The sequence below is a fragment of the Martinezella sp. CNPSo 3964 genome (assembly GCF_057784375.1).
The window spans coordinates 25,876-40,435 of the sequence record NZ_JBXSOW010000017.1 but is presented as its reverse complement, the minus strand read 5'-3'; the positions used below and the strand labels follow the sequence as shown (position 1 = coordinate 40,435).

Sequence of the window (14,560 nt, the reverse complement as noted above, 5' to 3'; positions counted from 1 at the left end):
TTACTCCTTGACGACCATGGTGTCGCAGAAGCGGTCGTAGAAGGTCTGTCCGCGCCACAGGATTAGTGGAAAGACCCACCAGATAAGCGCGAATACGAACAGAAGCGGTGCCAACGCCCCGGTCAGGGCGAAGAAACCGATGGCATTGAGAAGGTTGGTATCGCGCGCCTGCTGAATCAACTGGTCGATGGGCGGCAGATAGGAAGGCAACAGGAACAGGCTGACCAGATTGACGATTGCGAGCAGCATCAACGGCAGAAACTTGAACATTTCCCGTTTGGCGGCAAGCGCAAAGGGCATGGCGTCGCCTTCCGCGGTTGTCACGCGCAACGAGGTCAAGCGCTTGCCTGGTGTTCGCCCGCCGTGGATCGAGCAGAGGGCGAAGGCGAAGGGAAGGAGCAGCAGGACGATGCTTGAAGTTGGCCTTACGGTGATATTCGGATCGATCGGGTTGCCATTGCCGTCGACGGGTACGGAAAAGGCGCGCTTCAATGCGGCCGATCCCTGCTGCGATGCGACGATTGAAAGGAAGACCGTGTATCCGTTGCTGCCCAGCCAGGATATGCGGCACAGTTGGTTGCTTCTCACTTCGCCTGGCTGCAGCGGCCATTCTGCCTCCACCTTCGCAACGAGAGGCGCCGAAGTTGCTTCTTCGCATTGCTGCTTCTGAAGCAGCGGCAGGGTCAAATCCCACGACGTTACCGCCGACAGCGCGAGAAACAACAGCGTAAAGGCGACCTGGAAGATGACGATATCGACCGCGTAGGCACCGAGGCGTCGCCAAAAATGGCGAGGCGGCAAAGAGGCCATTTGATGATCGGAAGCAGCAGAACTCATAGTTTCCCCCGGCTCAGCGCGCGTCACGACGCCCCACACGCCGCATCACGTACTTCAAGTACTTCAAGTTGTGGGCATTAGCATATCTTGCCGCGATTCGCCGGGAGTGAAGGCAGGTGACCGGCAGGGCATGATGGTACCGATCGGACAGTGCAGCGCGTCATATCGGAATAGTCTGTCCACCGGAGGGGTCTTCCGGTTGGTCGTCCGTGTCGCCATCATAACCCAGGCGCTTCGCCTTGCGGAACCATTCCGCCGCCTTGGCCGCATCCGCAGCAACGCCATCGCCGTCACGATACATCACGGCGAGATTGTAGGCTGCGCCGGCATAGCGATGCTCCGCTGCTCTCTCGAACCAGTAGACGGCTCGAGGACCATTCTTGGCGACGCCTTCGCCATCGCTGAACATGACGCCGAGATTGTATTCGGCCTCGACATCGTTCTGCGCCGCGGCCTTCAGGAACCACGCGATCGCCTGGGCATCGTCCTGCTTGATCCCGTCGCCATCGGCATACATGGCACCGAGATTGAACTGCGCACTGGCGTCGCCTTGATCCGCCGCCTTCTTGAACCAGGAGAAGGCTGCAGCGCCGTCCTTGGCGACGCCTTCGCCGTCGCGGTACATAATGCCGAGATTGTATTGCGCCTCGACTTTTCCCTGCTCGGCCGCCTTGCGATACCAGACGACGGCCTTGCTCTTGTTCTTGTCCGTGCCGTCGCCCTGATCGTACATGGTGCCGACATTGAACTGTGCTTCGGCATCGCCCTGTTCGGCGGCCTTGCTGTACCAGTCAAAAGCCTGCGGCTTATCCTGCGCTACGCCTTGGCCCGTGTCGTAAACGACGCCAAGATTGTATTGCGCATTGAGGTATCCCTGTGCCGCAGCCTTCTTGTACCAGGCAATAGCCTCGCTTTTGTCGGCGGTAACGCCTTCGCCCTGATCATACATGGTGCCGACGTTGAACTGTGCTTCGGCGCTGCCCTGATCGGCGGCCTTCTTATACCAGCTAAGGGCAAGGGTGAGGTTTTTTCCGACGCCGTTGCCGTCCTCGTACATCTGTCCGAGTTTCAGCTGTGCCGCGACATTGCCCCTGTTCGCCAGGGGGCGCCAGTAATCCAGGCCCGATTTGATATCGCCGCGATCGTAGCTGTTTCGTCCGACATCGGCTTGTGCCGTTCCCATGGACGCCAGTGCGAAGAGCAAACCTGCTGCCCCCTTCTTCCAGTTCACGATTTACCCCTCAGTCGAAATCCGTTGAATTAAGATGCCGAACGCTTCGTGACCGCTAGGGCACCAGCGCCATCAGCAAATGAAATAGGACCCAGCCCGTCATGTCGCCGGTGCCCTTTTTTCCGGTCGCCCCTTGTCCCAGTGGTCCGAGATCCTTGATCGGGCCGTCGCCGTTTGCTTCCATATAGCTGAGCCCATGCTGTGCTTCGGGCAATCCCTTCGCCGCCGCCTTGTTGAACCAGTCGGCAGCGATCGTCGAGTCCTTCGGCACGCCATAGCCGTTATAATAGAGATATCCAAGACCGTATTCCGCGCGGGAGTCACCCTGATCGGCGGCTTTGCGAAATAGATTGGCCGCCTGGCCGTAGTCCTTGGCCACGCCGGCGCCTTGATAATAGAGATAGGCGAGGGCGTATTGACCTTGGGAGTTGTTCTGGTCAGCAGCCTTGCGATACCAGCTTGCCGCGACCGATTTGTCAGCCTTTATCCCCTGGCCGTTTTCGTACATGTAGCCGAGGGCATATTGTGCGTCCGCATGGCCCTGGCCGGCGGCTTTCCGACACCAGTCAATGGCCTTGCCGTAGTCCGCAGCAATGCCACGGCCGGCAGCATACATGAAGGCGAGGGCGTATTCGCCTCGTGCATCGCCTTGCTCGGCGGCCTTGCGATACCATCTCACTGCGCTGTCATCGTCGACCTTCACGCCCTGGCCGTTGGCATAGAGATAGCCGATGGCATATTGCGCGTCGGGGCGTCCCTGGTCAGCCGATTTGCGAAACCATTGAAGCGCCTGACGGTAGTCCTGTGCCACCCCGACCCCATTCTCAAGGCTGTAGCCGACGGCGTATTGTGCCTCGGCTCGCCCTTTCTCGGCTGCTTTCATGTACCAGGAATAGGCTTCGGCATCATCCTGCCCGACACCCTTGCCATTGGCATAGGCGTAGCCGACCGCATACAGACCTTGCGCACTTCCTTGGTTGCCGGCCTTTTTATACCAGGCGAGGGCCTGTTCCTGATCTTCTTCCGTGCCTTGGCCGTTGTCGTACACATAGCCGATTGCGTATTGCGCATCGGCGCGGCCCTGGTCGGCCGCCTTGCGATACCAGCCGAGTGCGATGGCGCGGTCCTGATGTACGCCGAGGCCATTGGCATACATATAGCCGAGCGCATATTGTGCCTGTGCCTCTCCCTGAGCGGCGGATTTCTGATACCAGGTGACGGCACCTTCATTATCGACAGCCATGCCCCGGCCATTGGCATGGGAATAGCCGATGGCATATTGAGCATCCGCATTGCCGTTTTGCGCCGCCTTCAAATACCAGTCGTTTGCCTGTTTCAGATCGGTATCGACGCCGCGACCGTTGGCATACATATAGGCCAGAGCATATTGGGCTTGCCCATTGCCTTGGTCAGCCGATTTCCGATACCAGTCGACCGCCTGCGCATCGTCCTGCTCCACGCCCTCACCGTGGGCGTAGCGATAGCCAAGACCATATTGGGCAGCCGGATTGCCCTGATTTGCGAATTCCACCCAATATTTCAGATCGATCGTGGTATTGGCAGGTCCCGGTGCGGGGTCTTCGGCATGAGCAAGCCACGGTAACGATAGAGCAAAGGCCAATCCCAGTGCATAGCTCTTTGTCTTCAAGGCTTGAGTCTCCCACCTGCGTCTCAGAGCATAATCGATCTGAACAATATGGCGATGTCTTGGTTAAAGATCGTGAAGCATCGAAATGGCAGCCGCTTTAACGCCGTGCGGAATAAGATCGTTAGACCGGAAGCACGTCGTAGAGACGGAAGATCCATGTAATCTGGTAAATCAGGCCGACGGTCACGAAAGCCGCCTGGAAACGCCGGTTGGCCGTGATCGCGGCGATGATACACAGGACGACGTAGACGACATTGCGTATTGGATACTCCCAGCCTAGCGACTGAAAATAGGCTCCACCCTTCAGCAATGTGTCGATGAGATCGACGGCATAGGTCACGGCGAGCAGGCCGAAAAACCAACGCCGGCGGGAGATGAAATATTCCTCGAAGCCGCCGTAATCTTCGACCGAGGGCGGATTGAGCAAGACGCAGAGGAAATAGAAGAGGCAGCAGAAACAGATCAGGAAGAGGTAGACGCCGAAATTGATCTGCGCGACGGATTGCAGCCGATATTCCCACCACCAGAAATGGATGATGAACAGGAACATCGACAAGACCCAGCCGATATGGACGAGGTAGATCTTGTTCTTGCCCGGCGCCTGCACGAAGCCGGCAAGCCGGGTCAGAAGCTGGGCGAGCGAAAGGCCGATCACCATGCTCATGACCGTCCTGATGTAGACGTAGACTTCCGGTGCGTGTGCGGAACCCATTGCGTCAGCTCTCCCCTGGTACAGCCTTCGGCAAGCCATCCTCATCAAGGGCGACCATGATGAATGTCGCGGCGGTGACCTTCTCGAGGCTATTGTAGCGCGCACGGTGCGCCCAGGCTTCGACGCTCAAGGTGATCGAGGTGCGGCCGACGCGTTCGATATCGGTGAAGACGCTCAGCGTATCGCCGATCTTGACGGGCAGCTCGAAAGCCATCTCCTTGACCGCTGCCGTGACCACGCGGCCGCGCGCCCGTTCGGCAGCACGGATGCCGCTTGCCAAGTCCATCTGTGCCATGACCCAGCCGCCGAAAATATCGCCGGCAGGATTGGCGTCGGCGGGCATGGCAAGCGTGCGCAATGTCAGCTCGCCTCTCGGTTTAACGCTATCATTCATTCATCTGCTCCTGTTCACGGTCGATTCCGACAATCAGCCTATGCAATCCTGCCGCGATGGAAAAGCCATGCCGGCATTTCCATGGAGGACTCCTGTGGGCCGTGTGCCTTGCTTCATGTCATTCCATGCTCCTGTGGTTCCAGCACGAAACATCGAGATCCTCCTGCGGTAAGCTTTCGTTCACCCTTCCCATTTAGGATTTGTAATCGTTACCGACCGTGGCTGGGGCAGCGGATCAGGAGTATGACCATTTTACCCATTCTACGGCGGATCGCGCTGCCATTGCTGTTGTCGTCGGCGCTGGTCGCCTGTACGGCAGATAGTCTCGTGCCGCCCTCCAGCATCGATAGTTCCTCGCGTGTCGGATCCATCAAGCCGCATCGCAGTGTGCCGCAGCGACAGTTTGCCTATCAAGGGGTGCAGGATCCCGTCGTTTCCACATCGAGCAATTACAAGAGCGGCGGTCCCCTTCGCTCCAATGGAACCGGTGAGGCCGTGACCACTTCGGACGTCGAGGTTGGGCTGGCGCAGCAATCGGAGGTTCCCTCGCAAGGCGTCAATATGGATGCCGAACTCGGCGTCGGGCCGAGTGAGGAAGAGCAATCCGGATCGGTTGTCGGATTGGCGCAGGAAGAGCAGCAGAATATTGCCGAAGGTCAGTCCGACCAACCCGTGGTCGACGGCATCGGCACCGATGCTCCGGTACAGACCAACCGGTCGATTGTTCAGCGCCCGGCCGCACAGGCCGAGCTCAACCAATCGCGGATACCGAGGCAGTTGCCGGGAACGCAGGTCGCGATGCTGCCGCGTGTCGAAAATCCGATACCGCGCCTCGATCAGCAATTCGAAGCGCCGCAATCGACGCCGGGTATGATGCCGCCCTCGGAAGTTGCCTGCCGACAGGAGTTGCAGCGCATGGGCGTCGTCTATGCCGACAAGCCGGCCATATCCAACGGGCCTGCATGTCAGGTTCCCTATCCGGTTTCACTGAGCGGCCTGTCCGGCAATATTGCGGTCAGACCTGCTGTCACATTGAATTGCCAAGTGACGCTCGCCTTTGCCAAATGGGTGAAGAACGAGCTCGCCCCAGCCGCGCGCACGCGCTACTGGACGGGCATCGGCACGATCGTACCGCTTGGCGGATATTCCTGCCGGCGAATGAACAATAGCCGGCAACGCTATAATCCGATGTCGGAGCATGCCCATGGCAATGCGATCGATGTGGGCACCTTCATTCTCAAGAACGGCCATGTAATCGACGTGCGGAGGAAGGGCCTGTTCTCCTTCAGGGAAGGACGCTTGCTCAAAGCGGTACGCAGCGACAGTTGCCGCTATTTCGATACTGTGCTCGGACCGGGCAGCAATCCGGAGCACTGGAATCACTTCCATTTCGACCTCAGGGATCGAAAGGGCGGCCGGCGCTATTGCAGCCTTTGATTGGCCCTTTGCCGGGACAGCATCCACCCTTGCCAAACGGAGAAGCTGATTTACCTATCGGTGGGATCGCGCTTAACAGCGCGCGCCGAGGGCAAGAGAGGGGCTCATGGAAGACGTACCGAGACGAAAGAGAAGCCTGGGAAGGGCGCTCGTTGCCGCGCTGATTGCCATCGTTATCGTCATCGGCGGCCGCTGGTACGCTTATGTCGCCTATGCCGACGATCCCTTCGATGAAGTCGGCATCGGCCTCAATTCCATGATGCCAGGTCCCATTCGCGACAAGGGCTGCGCAATGCTGAAGGCGCGCTTCGAGCACAAGACCCTGCCACCTGCCGGCTGTGGTGTGAATGGCAACTGGTAGGTCACGTTTTCCGATCGTAAGCTGGCAAAAAAGAAAAAAGCCGGCTGGGCCGGCTTGAGCGGAGCATGGCAACGACGGGGGATCCTTGCCTGCTCCAGAAAAGAACTTCATGTTGCAATGATGATGCACGCAATATGAATGCGAGGGCAATAAATCGGCCAATACAGCAGGCGCTGACGGTGTCGCCAAGAGGCGTTGGGCGGAGTTGCGACAAACGTTGCTCACCTAAGGAGCTATATGCCCGACGAAGGTCACGATTTGATGACAGCTTATTTGACTTAAGCGAACGCTGTGTTCCACCACCATGGGGTGGTAAAAACGCAAGACCGGCTATATAGCGGGCAAACGCCGCGAAATTCATCATAAAAGCCGGACTTTGCCTGACCATGGCTGCGATCATTTCCATACGCAATCTCACGAAAACATATGCCAACGGGTTTCAGGCACTGAAGGGCATTGATCTCGACATCGAACGGGGCGAAATCCTGGCGCTGCTTGGGCCGAACGGTGCCGGCAAGACGACGCTGATTTCCATCGTCTGCGGGATTGCCAATCCAAGCGGGGGCTCGGTAACGGTCGGCGGCCATGATGTTGTGCGCGATTTCCGCGCCACGCGCAGCTTGATCGGCCTCGTGCCGCAGGAGTTGACGACCGATCAGTTCGAAACCGTCTGGAACACGGTGAGCTTCTCACGCGGGCTTCACGGCAAGAAGCCGAATCCTGAATATATCGAGAAGATACTGCGCGATCTCTCGCTCTGGGAGAAAAAGGACAATATGCTTCGCCAGCTTTCAGGCGGCATGAAGCGGCGCGTGCTGATCGCCAAGGCGCTCTCGCACGAGCCGGAGATCCTGTTTCTCGACGAACCGACGGCCGGCGTCGACGTCGCGCTGCGCAAGGACATGTGGCATGTGGTCGAGCGCCTGCGCGCCTCCGGCGTCACCATCATCCTGACGACCCACTACATCGAAGAGGCCGAAGAAGCGGCCGACCGCGTCGGTGTCATCAATGGCGGCGAGCTGCTGCTGGTGGAGGAGAAGAAGGCGCTGATGGCCAAGCTCGGCCGCAAGCAGCTCATCCTCGATTTGAACGAACCGATTGACGCTGTACCGCAGTCTCTCGACGGGAACGGGCTTTCGCTCGGGCCGAACGGTCAGACGCTGATCTATGATTTCGACGCCCAGCATGAGCAGTCGAGCATTGCGGCCCTGCTGTCGAAGCTGGCCGAGCAGGGGATTCATTTCAAGGATCTTTCGACGCGTCAGAGCTCACTCGAGGATATTTTCGTCTCGCTGGTGGAGGCAGGTAAATGAACTTCGAAGCGGTCAAGTCCATCTACGCTTTCGAAATGGCCCGCACGCGCCGCACGCTGCTGCAGAGCGTGGTCTCGCCGGTCATTTCCACATCGCTCTATTTCATCGTGTTCGGTGCGGCGATCGGATCGCGCATCAATCTGGTCGAGGGTGTTTCCTACGGGGCGTTCATCACGCCGGGCCTGATCATGCTGACCTTGCTCGGACAGTGCATCAGCAACGGCTCCTTCGGCATCTATTTCCCGAAATTCACCGGTACGATCTATGAGGTGCTGTCGGCGCCTGTCGCCATGACCGAGATTGTTCTCGGCTATGTGGGTGCGGCGGCGACCAAGGGGATGCTGATCGGTCTGATTATCCTGGCAACCGCGAGTTTCTTCGTCGATATCAGGATCGAGCATCCGTTCATGATGATCCTGTTTTTTGTGCTGACGGCAGTCACCTTCAGCCTGTTCGGCTTCATGATCGGCATATGGGCGGGCAATTTCGAGCAGTTGAACCTGATCCCGATGCTGGTCGTGCCGCCACTGACCTTCCTCGGCGGCAGCTTCTACTCGATCAACATGCTGCCGCCCTTCTGGCAGGCGGTCAGCCATCTCAACCCGGTTCTCTATCTTGTCAGCGGCTTCCGCTGGAGTTTCTATGGCATCGCCGACGTCAATCCGGTGCTAAGTCTTGCCATGATCACGCTCTTCCTCGTCGTCTGTCTGGCGATCCTTGGGTGGATTTTCAGGACGGGGTATCGATTGAGAAACTGATGGCGGTACTGGATGGGTGGGGCTAATGAAGCTTGCGGCCTTCGTAGAGCCGCAAGAAAATCATTGAAAAGGCGGTCCCATGTCGCAGTCCCATCCCAGCCAGCTGCTATCCCAAGCACTCTCCCGGCTCGATCAACTGACCAACTGGGAGCGCAAGCCGCGCGGAGAGATGCGGGTCGGTCTCGAGCCGATGCTCGATCTCATGCAGCGTTTGGGCGACCCTCATCGAAGCTTCCGCGCTATCCACGTTGCCGGTACCAAGGGCAAGGGATCGGTCTCGGCGCTTCTCGAAGCTGGATTGTTGCGGGCAGGGTGGCGGGTCGGTCGTTACGGGTCGCCGCATGTCGACCGTGTGAACGAGCGTGTCAGCGTTCTCGGCCGCGAGGTCGAGGACGATGCGCTGGCGAAGGCGATCATGCAGGTGTTGGACAGCTATGAGAGCGCGAAGCAAGCCGCAACTGCCGGCGAGGATGCTACCTGGTTCGACGTAATAACGGCTGCAGCCTTCGTCACCTTCAGAGATGCAGCCTTGAACTGGGTCGTGGTCGAAGTCGGGCTGGGCGGCAGGCTGGATTCGACAAACGTGGTCTTCGGCGAAGTGGCCGTTGTCACCAATATCGCGCTGGAGCATACGGAAATTCTTGGGGTCACGCGCGCGGCGATCGCGGGCGAGAAGGTGGGCATATTGAAGCGCGGCGCGGTGCTTGCCACCACGCTTGCCGCCGATGATGCTGCGGGGCAGGTCGTACAGCAGCGCGCCGACGAACTGGGCTGCAAGGTGCTTCGAACCGAGCTTCCCGAAGATGCCACGATTGCGGAAACTAATATCGCGCTGGTCGGCCTGGTGTTCGATCATTTGGGGCGACAAGGCGAGAGCGTGCTGGAAGGAAGTGCAAAAGGCCAGCCGATCGGTACATGGCTGCTCGATCCGGCCGTTGTCGACAAGGCGCGGCTGCCGGGGCGAATGGAGCGTTTCGACTTCCTGCTGCCGCCGGCATTGCAGGACGGACGACAGACACTGCCGGTGATTATGGACGGCGCGCATGTGCCGTTCAATATCGAGGCTGTCTTGCGCGATATCGCGTGCTCGGCCAGCGTCAGCGGTGATTGCATTGCCGTCGTTGCCTTGGCGTCCGACAAGGATGCACCCGGCTTTATCGAAGTGCTCTCGCGGCACGTTGTCTATGTGGTGTTTACCGAGGCGTCCGGATCCGGCCGCGCCCATGCCGCGCGGGATTTGGAAATGCTGGCGAAATCCATGGGCTTGGCGTGCGAGGCTGAACCGGACCCGCACAGGGCGCTGGAACTGGCGACCATGAAGCTTGCCGAAACGGACGGCTGGATGCTCGTCACCGGATCGCTCTATCTAGTCGGGGCATTGCGCGGCACCGTTCTGGGGAATGTCGGGTGACGGCTGATATCACGATCAGGTCGGCTCTCGTCGATGACGTTGCCGATATCGCCAGGCTACATCGTGCGATCTGGTGCGACACCTACCGCGATCTTGCGCCTGCCGATGTCTATCAAGCGCTTGACGAGGAATACCGTCGCATGCGCTGGGCCGACATGCTTGCCAATCCCCGAAGGGATCAGCGCGTTCTTCTGGCGGTACTGGACGACCGGCTCGTCGGCATCGGCGCAATTGCGGCTTCGTCCGAGCCGGCATTCGAGGGACGTGGCGAGATAAAGTCGCTCTATGTGGATTCCTCTATCAAGCGCCGGGGAATTGGCCGTCTGATGATGCGGGAGATGGCGCGGGAATTTGTGTCGATGGGGTATTCCGCTATCGGTCTGGGCGTGGTTGTGGGCAACGAGCCGGCAATTGCCTTTTACCGCGCGCTCGGCGGACAATTGGTCGGCCAGTATGTGGATCCGGGGCCGATCTGGCGCTCCGACAATCTGATTTTTGCCTGGGATGATCTTTCGCTTTTGACCTGATCCATCGCGGGCCGGTCGGAGCCGATCGCTTTATCCCGCTATGGCTCGCTTGCGCGGCGCGATGGTCATGGCCATGACGCCGGCCACCACGCAGACGAGGCCGATGGCTGCGGTCGGGGACAGGGGTTCGCCGAGGAAAATCACACCGATGCCGACGCCGATCGGGACGCGCAGATAGGCCTGTGCCGTCGTGCCGACCGAACCAAGAGTCTGGATAAGCCGGAAATAGATGCTGAAGGCGAGGGCGGTGGAGACGACCGACAGGCCGATCAGCGCCAGGATCGAAGCCGCCGACGGTGCGATCTGCCAGGGGTGTTCGAAAACCAAGCTGGCGGGGATCAGGAGAGCCGCACCGCAGAGCAAGGATCCAGCCGCCGGCATCATCGGGTCCAATCCCTTGAAGTTGCGGCCAAAAAGGGCAGCGCACGCATAGCAAATCGATGCCGCGACGACGGCGAGCTGTGGCAGCAGCTCACGACCCATGTCACGTAGCGCATCGAGGCCGATGACCAGGCAAATGCCCGCCATGCCCACAATCACGCCAAACAGCTTGCGGCCCGTCAGCGGCTCGCTGCGCAGCAGGAACGCGGCGATCAGGAAGGCGAAGATCGGCGTCGTGGAATTCAATATGGTCGCCAGGCCGGCATCGACGGTCTGTTCTGCCCATGCGATCAGCGTGAAGGGGATGGCGCTGTTAAGGCAGGACTGAATGAGGAAACGTTTCCAGGTCGCAGCATCCCTCGGCAGGCTCAGGCCGCGCCAGCGAATGATGGCGAGCAGGACAAGGCCGGCGATCAAGGTGCGGGCGGCAATCAGCGTGATCGGCGGAATGGTTGCCACGCCGACGCGGATGAAGGTGTAGGAGGCGCCCCAGCAGGTGGCGAGTGCGAGGAGAAGCAGCAGTTCGGTTGTCAGGTTGGGTCTTGCAGGTGTCATGGGCGTTTCACTCTTCATGCGGTTCGGACATGCCGTTTTCTAGAGTGAAGAGACCGGCGAATGCTTCGGTCCCAACCGAACTATCGCACGCGATGGCTCATATCCCTTAGTCGCGCAGCCGCAATTCGTCGGTCTGCATCTGCATGGACCCGAGAGTTTCGAGGAAGCTCATGCCGAGCAGGCTCTGATCGAGCTTGCCCGCTTCGGCCACGCTCGCCTCGACATCCCTGCGCTTGATCGGACCGATGGCCACCGAGCCTAGCTCAACGGGAGCTGCCCTGGCGCGACCGTTGGCGGTCAATACCGTCATCGAATAGGTGAGGTTTTCTGGAATTATGCCGACGCGCTCGGCATCTTCCTGCGACAACGCGATGGTGCTGGCGCCGGTGTCGATCAGCATATCGATCGGCTGGCCGTTAATCATTACCTGGGCTTCGAAATGCCCGCTCGACCGTTTGTGGAGGATCACTTCCTGACCACCTTCGCTCGTCGTGACGACGACGGCGTGGCCAGGCATCAAGCCGGCGAAGACGCGGTTACCCACCTGCTCGGCATCGTAGCGATAGATATAGGCCGTCGCGAGCGCCATGATGATGACGAACCAGATCAGGAGATTGCGGACCGACTGGCTGACGGTATGACGGCTACCCCATACGGCGGCACTCATCATCAGCGCGATCGGCAGGAGATAGACGACACGCGCGAAGTCATCGTTGCGCATGCCGAAGGTGGAGCCGGTATTGTTATTGAAGATGAGCAGTGCGAGGCCGATGCCGAGAATGGCGAGAACGATGTTCAGGCGGTTCATACGGCACTGCGCTCCCGTGCCATCCTTTGGCGGCGGGTCTCCCGGCGCGGCTTGCGTTCGACCTTGGTCAGACGCTCCGGAAGCAGCTCCATGATCTCACGGCGTTCCTCGTCGCTATAGTTCATCCACGCGCCGATTTCAGCTGATGTGCGGCCGCAACCGAAGCAATAGCCGGTATTTTGGTCGATGGAGCAGACGAGGATGCAAGGTGTCAGCATGGGATCATATATCGATGCTTCAAACGCACATGGCAAGAGTACACAGGGAGGCGATCTCGCAAATCTGCTGGGTCGCGCCGATCGTGTCACCCGTATGACCGGCCAATTTTTGACTGATATATCGGGTGGCCAGAAATGTCGCGACGCTTGTCGTAAGAAGGCAGCCAACCAGCGCCGGAACACCCATGGCAGGACCGATGAGCAGTATCGCGAGGCCAAGTGTCGCAATCAGCGCCAGCTGCATGGCGTCGCCATCAGGCTTGCCTGCCGACGCGGCTACCCCATCCGGTTTGGCCGACGGCAGGGCGTACCAATGCCAGACCATGGCGCCGCGGCTTAAGGTGGCCGCGGCGAGGATCGCGACAGCAGCATCCTCAGGCGGAAGATGCCGAGCGATGGCGGCAAGCGCCGCAGCCCGCAATCCGAACGACAGTATCAATGCCGCCGCCCCGTAGGTGCCGATGCGGCTGTCTTTCATGATTTCGAGCGCGCGCTCGCGGTTCTTGCCGCCACCCAGTCCGTCTGCGGTGTCGCTGAGTCCGTCTTCATGAAGGGCGCCGGTCAGGATCGTCTGCACGGCAAGCGCCAGCAATGCTGCCATCAACGGATCGGCGTTGAGGGCGAGCAGCACGCTGAAGGTCAGTGCCGAGGGCAGGGCGATCAGCAAGCCGGCGACAGGAAAGGCGCGAGAAGTGCGCGAGAGCTTGCCGTCATCGCCTTCGAAGAAGGACGACGGCACAGGGACGCGGCTCAAGAAAGCGACGGCGCGCGCGGTGTCACGCATATATTCCCGCATTTCTTCCTCTCCCCGCCATACGCGCGACAGCATCGGGCGCTTTTGGAGTTGTTCGCACCGATTCCCAGGACTAATAGAGTCGCACGCAAAGAACCCGATTTGAGACTAAAAGACAAGGAACGCATTCATGAGCGTCAGCGGCCTCCCATTCGACGATTTCCGCGCATTGCTGCGCGAGCTTCCAGGCCCGGATGCCCGGGCGCTCGTGGCCGCGCGCGAACGTGATGCGCAACTCACCAAGCCGCCGGGCGCGCTCGGTCGGCTCGAGGAAATCGCCTTCTGGCTGGCTGCCTGGACTGGTCGCTCTCCGGCCGTGACCCGCCCGCTCGTTGCGATCTTTGCCGGCAATCACGGTGTCACCAAGCAGGGAATTACGCCATTCCCGCCGTCCGTCACGCAGCAAATGGTGGAGAATTTTGCTGCTGGCGGCGCCGCGATCAACCAGATCTGCGTTGCCTACGATCTCGGCCTGAAGGTCTTCGATCTCGCACTCGATTTTCCGACGGGTGACATCACCGAAGAGCCGGCGCTGAGCGAGCGTGATTGCGCCGCGACCATGGCCTTCGGCATGGAGGCGATTGCCGGTGGCACCGATCTGCTCTGCATCGGCGAGATGGGGATCGGCAATACCACGATCGCCGCAGCCATTCACTACGCGCTTTATGGCGGCAAGGCGGAGGACTGGGTCGGCCCCGGTACGGGTTCCGAAGGCGAGATGCTGAAGCGCAAGATTGCCGCGGTCGAGAAGGCGGTCGCGCTCCATCGCGACCATCTCTCCGATCCGCTGGAGATCCTGCGCCGCCTTGGCGGCCGCGAGATCGCCGCCATGGCCGGTGCCATCCTTGCCGCGCGCATGGAACGCATCCCCGTCATCATCGACGGCTACGTCGCAACGGCTGCCGCTTCCGTTCTCAAGGCAGCGAACCCGTCCGCGCTCGACCATTGCCTGATTGGACACGTTTCGGCGGAGCCGGGGCATCTGCGGTCCATCGAGAAGCTCGGAAAGACGCCGCTCTTGGCGCTCGGCATGCGGCTTGGCGAGGGCACGGGGGCTGCATTGGCGGCCGGAATCGTCAAGGCTGCGGCTGCCTGCCATTCCGGCATGGCAACATTCGAGAGCGCCGGCGTTACGAATAAGCACTGAGGATCGGGGCGGCGAGATGTCGAAATATG

The 14,560-nt window shown here is 60.0% G+C and carries 17 protein-coding genes; 7 read left to right on the top strand and 10 right to left on the bottom strand.

The window, feature by feature from the left end:
* The 5 genes from AC13Q5_RS32500 to AC13Q5_RS32480 all read right to left on the bottom strand — a co-directional run bounded on the left by AC13Q5_RS32500 (window position 1) and on the right by AC13Q5_RS32480 (window position 4,822).
* On the bottom strand, window positions 1-837 hold the full coding sequence (locus AC13Q5_RS32500; RefSeq protein ID WP_083961247.1) for an RDD family protein: 837 nt from the start codon (window positions 835-837) through the stop codon (window positions 1-3).
* Between the two features lie 160 nt (window positions 838-997).
* Window positions 998-2,068 carry a tetratricopeptide repeat protein gene (locus AC13Q5_RS32495; protein ID WP_488504514.1) on the bottom strand — a complete coding sequence of 357 codons (1,071 nt, stop codon included), beginning with the start codon at window positions 2,066-2,068 and terminating at the stop codon, window positions 998-1,000.
* Between the two features lie 55 nt (window positions 2,069-2,123).
* Window positions 2,124-3,716 carry an SEL1-like repeat protein gene (locus AC13Q5_RS32490; RefSeq protein WP_488504512.1) on the bottom strand — a complete coding sequence of 531 codons (1,593 nt, stop codon included), beginning with the start codon at window positions 3,714-3,716 and terminating at the stop codon, window positions 2,124-2,126.
* 121 nt (window positions 3,717-3,837) lie between these two features.
* Window positions 3,838-4,428, bottom strand: a complete 591-nt coding sequence (locus AC13Q5_RS32485) for a hypothetical protein (RefSeq protein WP_075850752.1) — start codon at window positions 4,426-4,428, stop codon at window positions 3,838-3,840.
* Between the two features lie 4 nt (window positions 4,429-4,432).
* The gene (locus AC13Q5_RS32480; RefSeq protein WP_075850751.1) at window positions 4,433-4,822 is read right to left on the bottom strand and encodes an acyl-CoA thioesterase; all 390 of its coding nucleotides are present in this window, start codon (window positions 4,820-4,822) and stop codon (window positions 4,433-4,435) included.
* Window positions 4,823-5,065: 243 nt separating this feature from the next.
* Between AC13Q5_RS32480 and AC13Q5_RS32475 the strand changes: the two genes are divergently transcribed.
* Both AC13Q5_RS32475 and AC13Q5_RS32470 read left to right on the top strand, forming a co-directional pair.
* Entirely contained in the window at window positions 5,066-6,259 is a 1,194-nt protein-coding gene (locus AC13Q5_RS32475) for an extensin-like domain-containing protein (RefSeq protein ID WP_488504511.1), read from the top strand.
* 106 nt (window positions 6,260-6,365) lie between these two features.
* Entirely contained in the window at window positions 6,366-6,620 is a 255-nt protein-coding gene (locus tag AC13Q5_RS32470; protein ID WP_075850749.1) for a hypothetical protein, read from the top strand.
* A gap of 1 nt (window position 6,621) precedes the next feature.
* Here the strand turns inward: AC13Q5_RS32470 and AC13Q5_RS32465 are convergent, their stop codons facing one another.
* Window positions 6,622-7,026: a hypothetical protein gene (locus AC13Q5_RS32465; RefSeq protein WP_143525364.1), complete on the bottom strand. Its 405-nt coding sequence runs from the start codon at window positions 7,024-7,026 to the stop codon at window positions 6,622-6,624.
* Here AC13Q5_RS32465 and AC13Q5_RS32460 point away from each other — a divergent pair.
* The 4 genes from AC13Q5_RS32460 to AC13Q5_RS32445 all read left to right on the top strand — a co-directional run bounded on the left by AC13Q5_RS32460 (window position 7,007) and on the right by AC13Q5_RS32445 (window position 10,629).
* Window positions 7,007-7,933 carry an ABC transporter ATP-binding protein gene (locus AC13Q5_RS32460; RefSeq protein WP_075850748.1) on the top strand — a complete coding sequence of 309 codons (927 nt, stop codon included), beginning with the start codon at window positions 7,007-7,009 and terminating at the stop codon, window positions 7,931-7,933. The two genes, AC13Q5_RS32465 and AC13Q5_RS32460, sit on opposite strands and share 20 nt — an antisense overlap.
* Window positions 7,930-8,691 (top strand): ABC transporter permease, encoded by a 762-nt coding sequence (locus tag AC13Q5_RS32455; protein WP_075850747.1) that lies wholly within the window; start codon window positions 7,930-7,932, stop codon window positions 8,689-8,691. The genes AC13Q5_RS32460 and AC13Q5_RS32455 overlap by 4 nt, the downstream gene beginning before the upstream one ends.
* 79 nt (window positions 8,692-8,770) lie before the next feature.
* On the top strand, window positions 8,771-10,102 hold the full coding sequence (locus AC13Q5_RS32450) for a bifunctional folylpolyglutamate synthase/dihydrofolate synthase (RefSeq protein WP_488504500.1): 1,332 nt from the start codon (window positions 8,771-8,773) through the stop codon (window positions 10,100-10,102).
* Window positions 10,099-10,629 (top strand): GNAT family N-acetyltransferase, encoded by a 531-nt coding sequence (locus AC13Q5_RS32445; RefSeq protein ID WP_488504498.1) that lies wholly within the window; start codon window positions 10,099-10,101, stop codon window positions 10,627-10,629. Before AC13Q5_RS32450 ends, AC13Q5_RS32445 begins: the two co-directional genes overlap by 4 nt.
* 30 nt (window positions 10,630-10,659) lie before the next feature.
* Here AC13Q5_RS32445 and AC13Q5_RS32440 read toward each other — a convergent pair whose 3' ends face one another.
* The 4 genes from AC13Q5_RS32440 to AC13Q5_RS32425 form a co-directional block, all read right to left on the bottom strand.
* Complete coding sequence (locus AC13Q5_RS32440; protein ID WP_488504496.1) at window positions 10,660-11,565, bottom strand: DMT family transporter; 906 nt, start codon at window positions 11,563-11,565, stop codon at window positions 10,660-10,662.
* Window positions 11,566-11,671: 106 nt separating this feature from the next.
* On the bottom strand, window positions 11,672-12,373 hold the full coding sequence (locus AC13Q5_RS32435) for a retropepsin-like aspartic protease family protein (protein WP_075850743.1): 702 nt from the start codon (window positions 12,371-12,373) through the stop codon (window positions 11,672-11,674).
* Window positions 12,370-12,591 carry a DUF1289 domain-containing protein gene (locus AC13Q5_RS32430; RefSeq protein WP_075850742.1) on the bottom strand — a complete coding sequence of 74 codons (222 nt, stop codon included), beginning with the start codon at window positions 12,589-12,591 and terminating at the stop codon, window positions 12,370-12,372. Before AC13Q5_RS32430 ends, AC13Q5_RS32435 begins: the two co-directional genes overlap by 4 nt.
* A gap of 19 nt (window positions 12,592-12,610) precedes the next feature.
* Window positions 12,611-13,387, bottom strand: coding sequence for an adenosylcobinamide-GDP ribazoletransferase (locus tag AC13Q5_RS32425; RefSeq protein ID WP_488504490.1), 777 nt, complete (start codon window positions 13,385-13,387; stop codon window positions 12,611-12,613).
* Between the two features lie 127 nt (window positions 13,388-13,514).
* Between AC13Q5_RS32425 and cobT the strand changes: the two genes are divergently transcribed.
* Complete coding sequence (gene cobT, locus AC13Q5_RS32420) at window positions 13,515-14,531, top strand: nicotinate-nucleotide--dimethylbenzimidazole phosphoribosyltransferase (protein WP_488504486.1); 1,017 nt, start codon at window positions 13,515-13,517, stop codon at window positions 14,529-14,531.
* The last annotated feature ends 29 nt before the right edge of the window (window positions 14,532-14,560 follow it).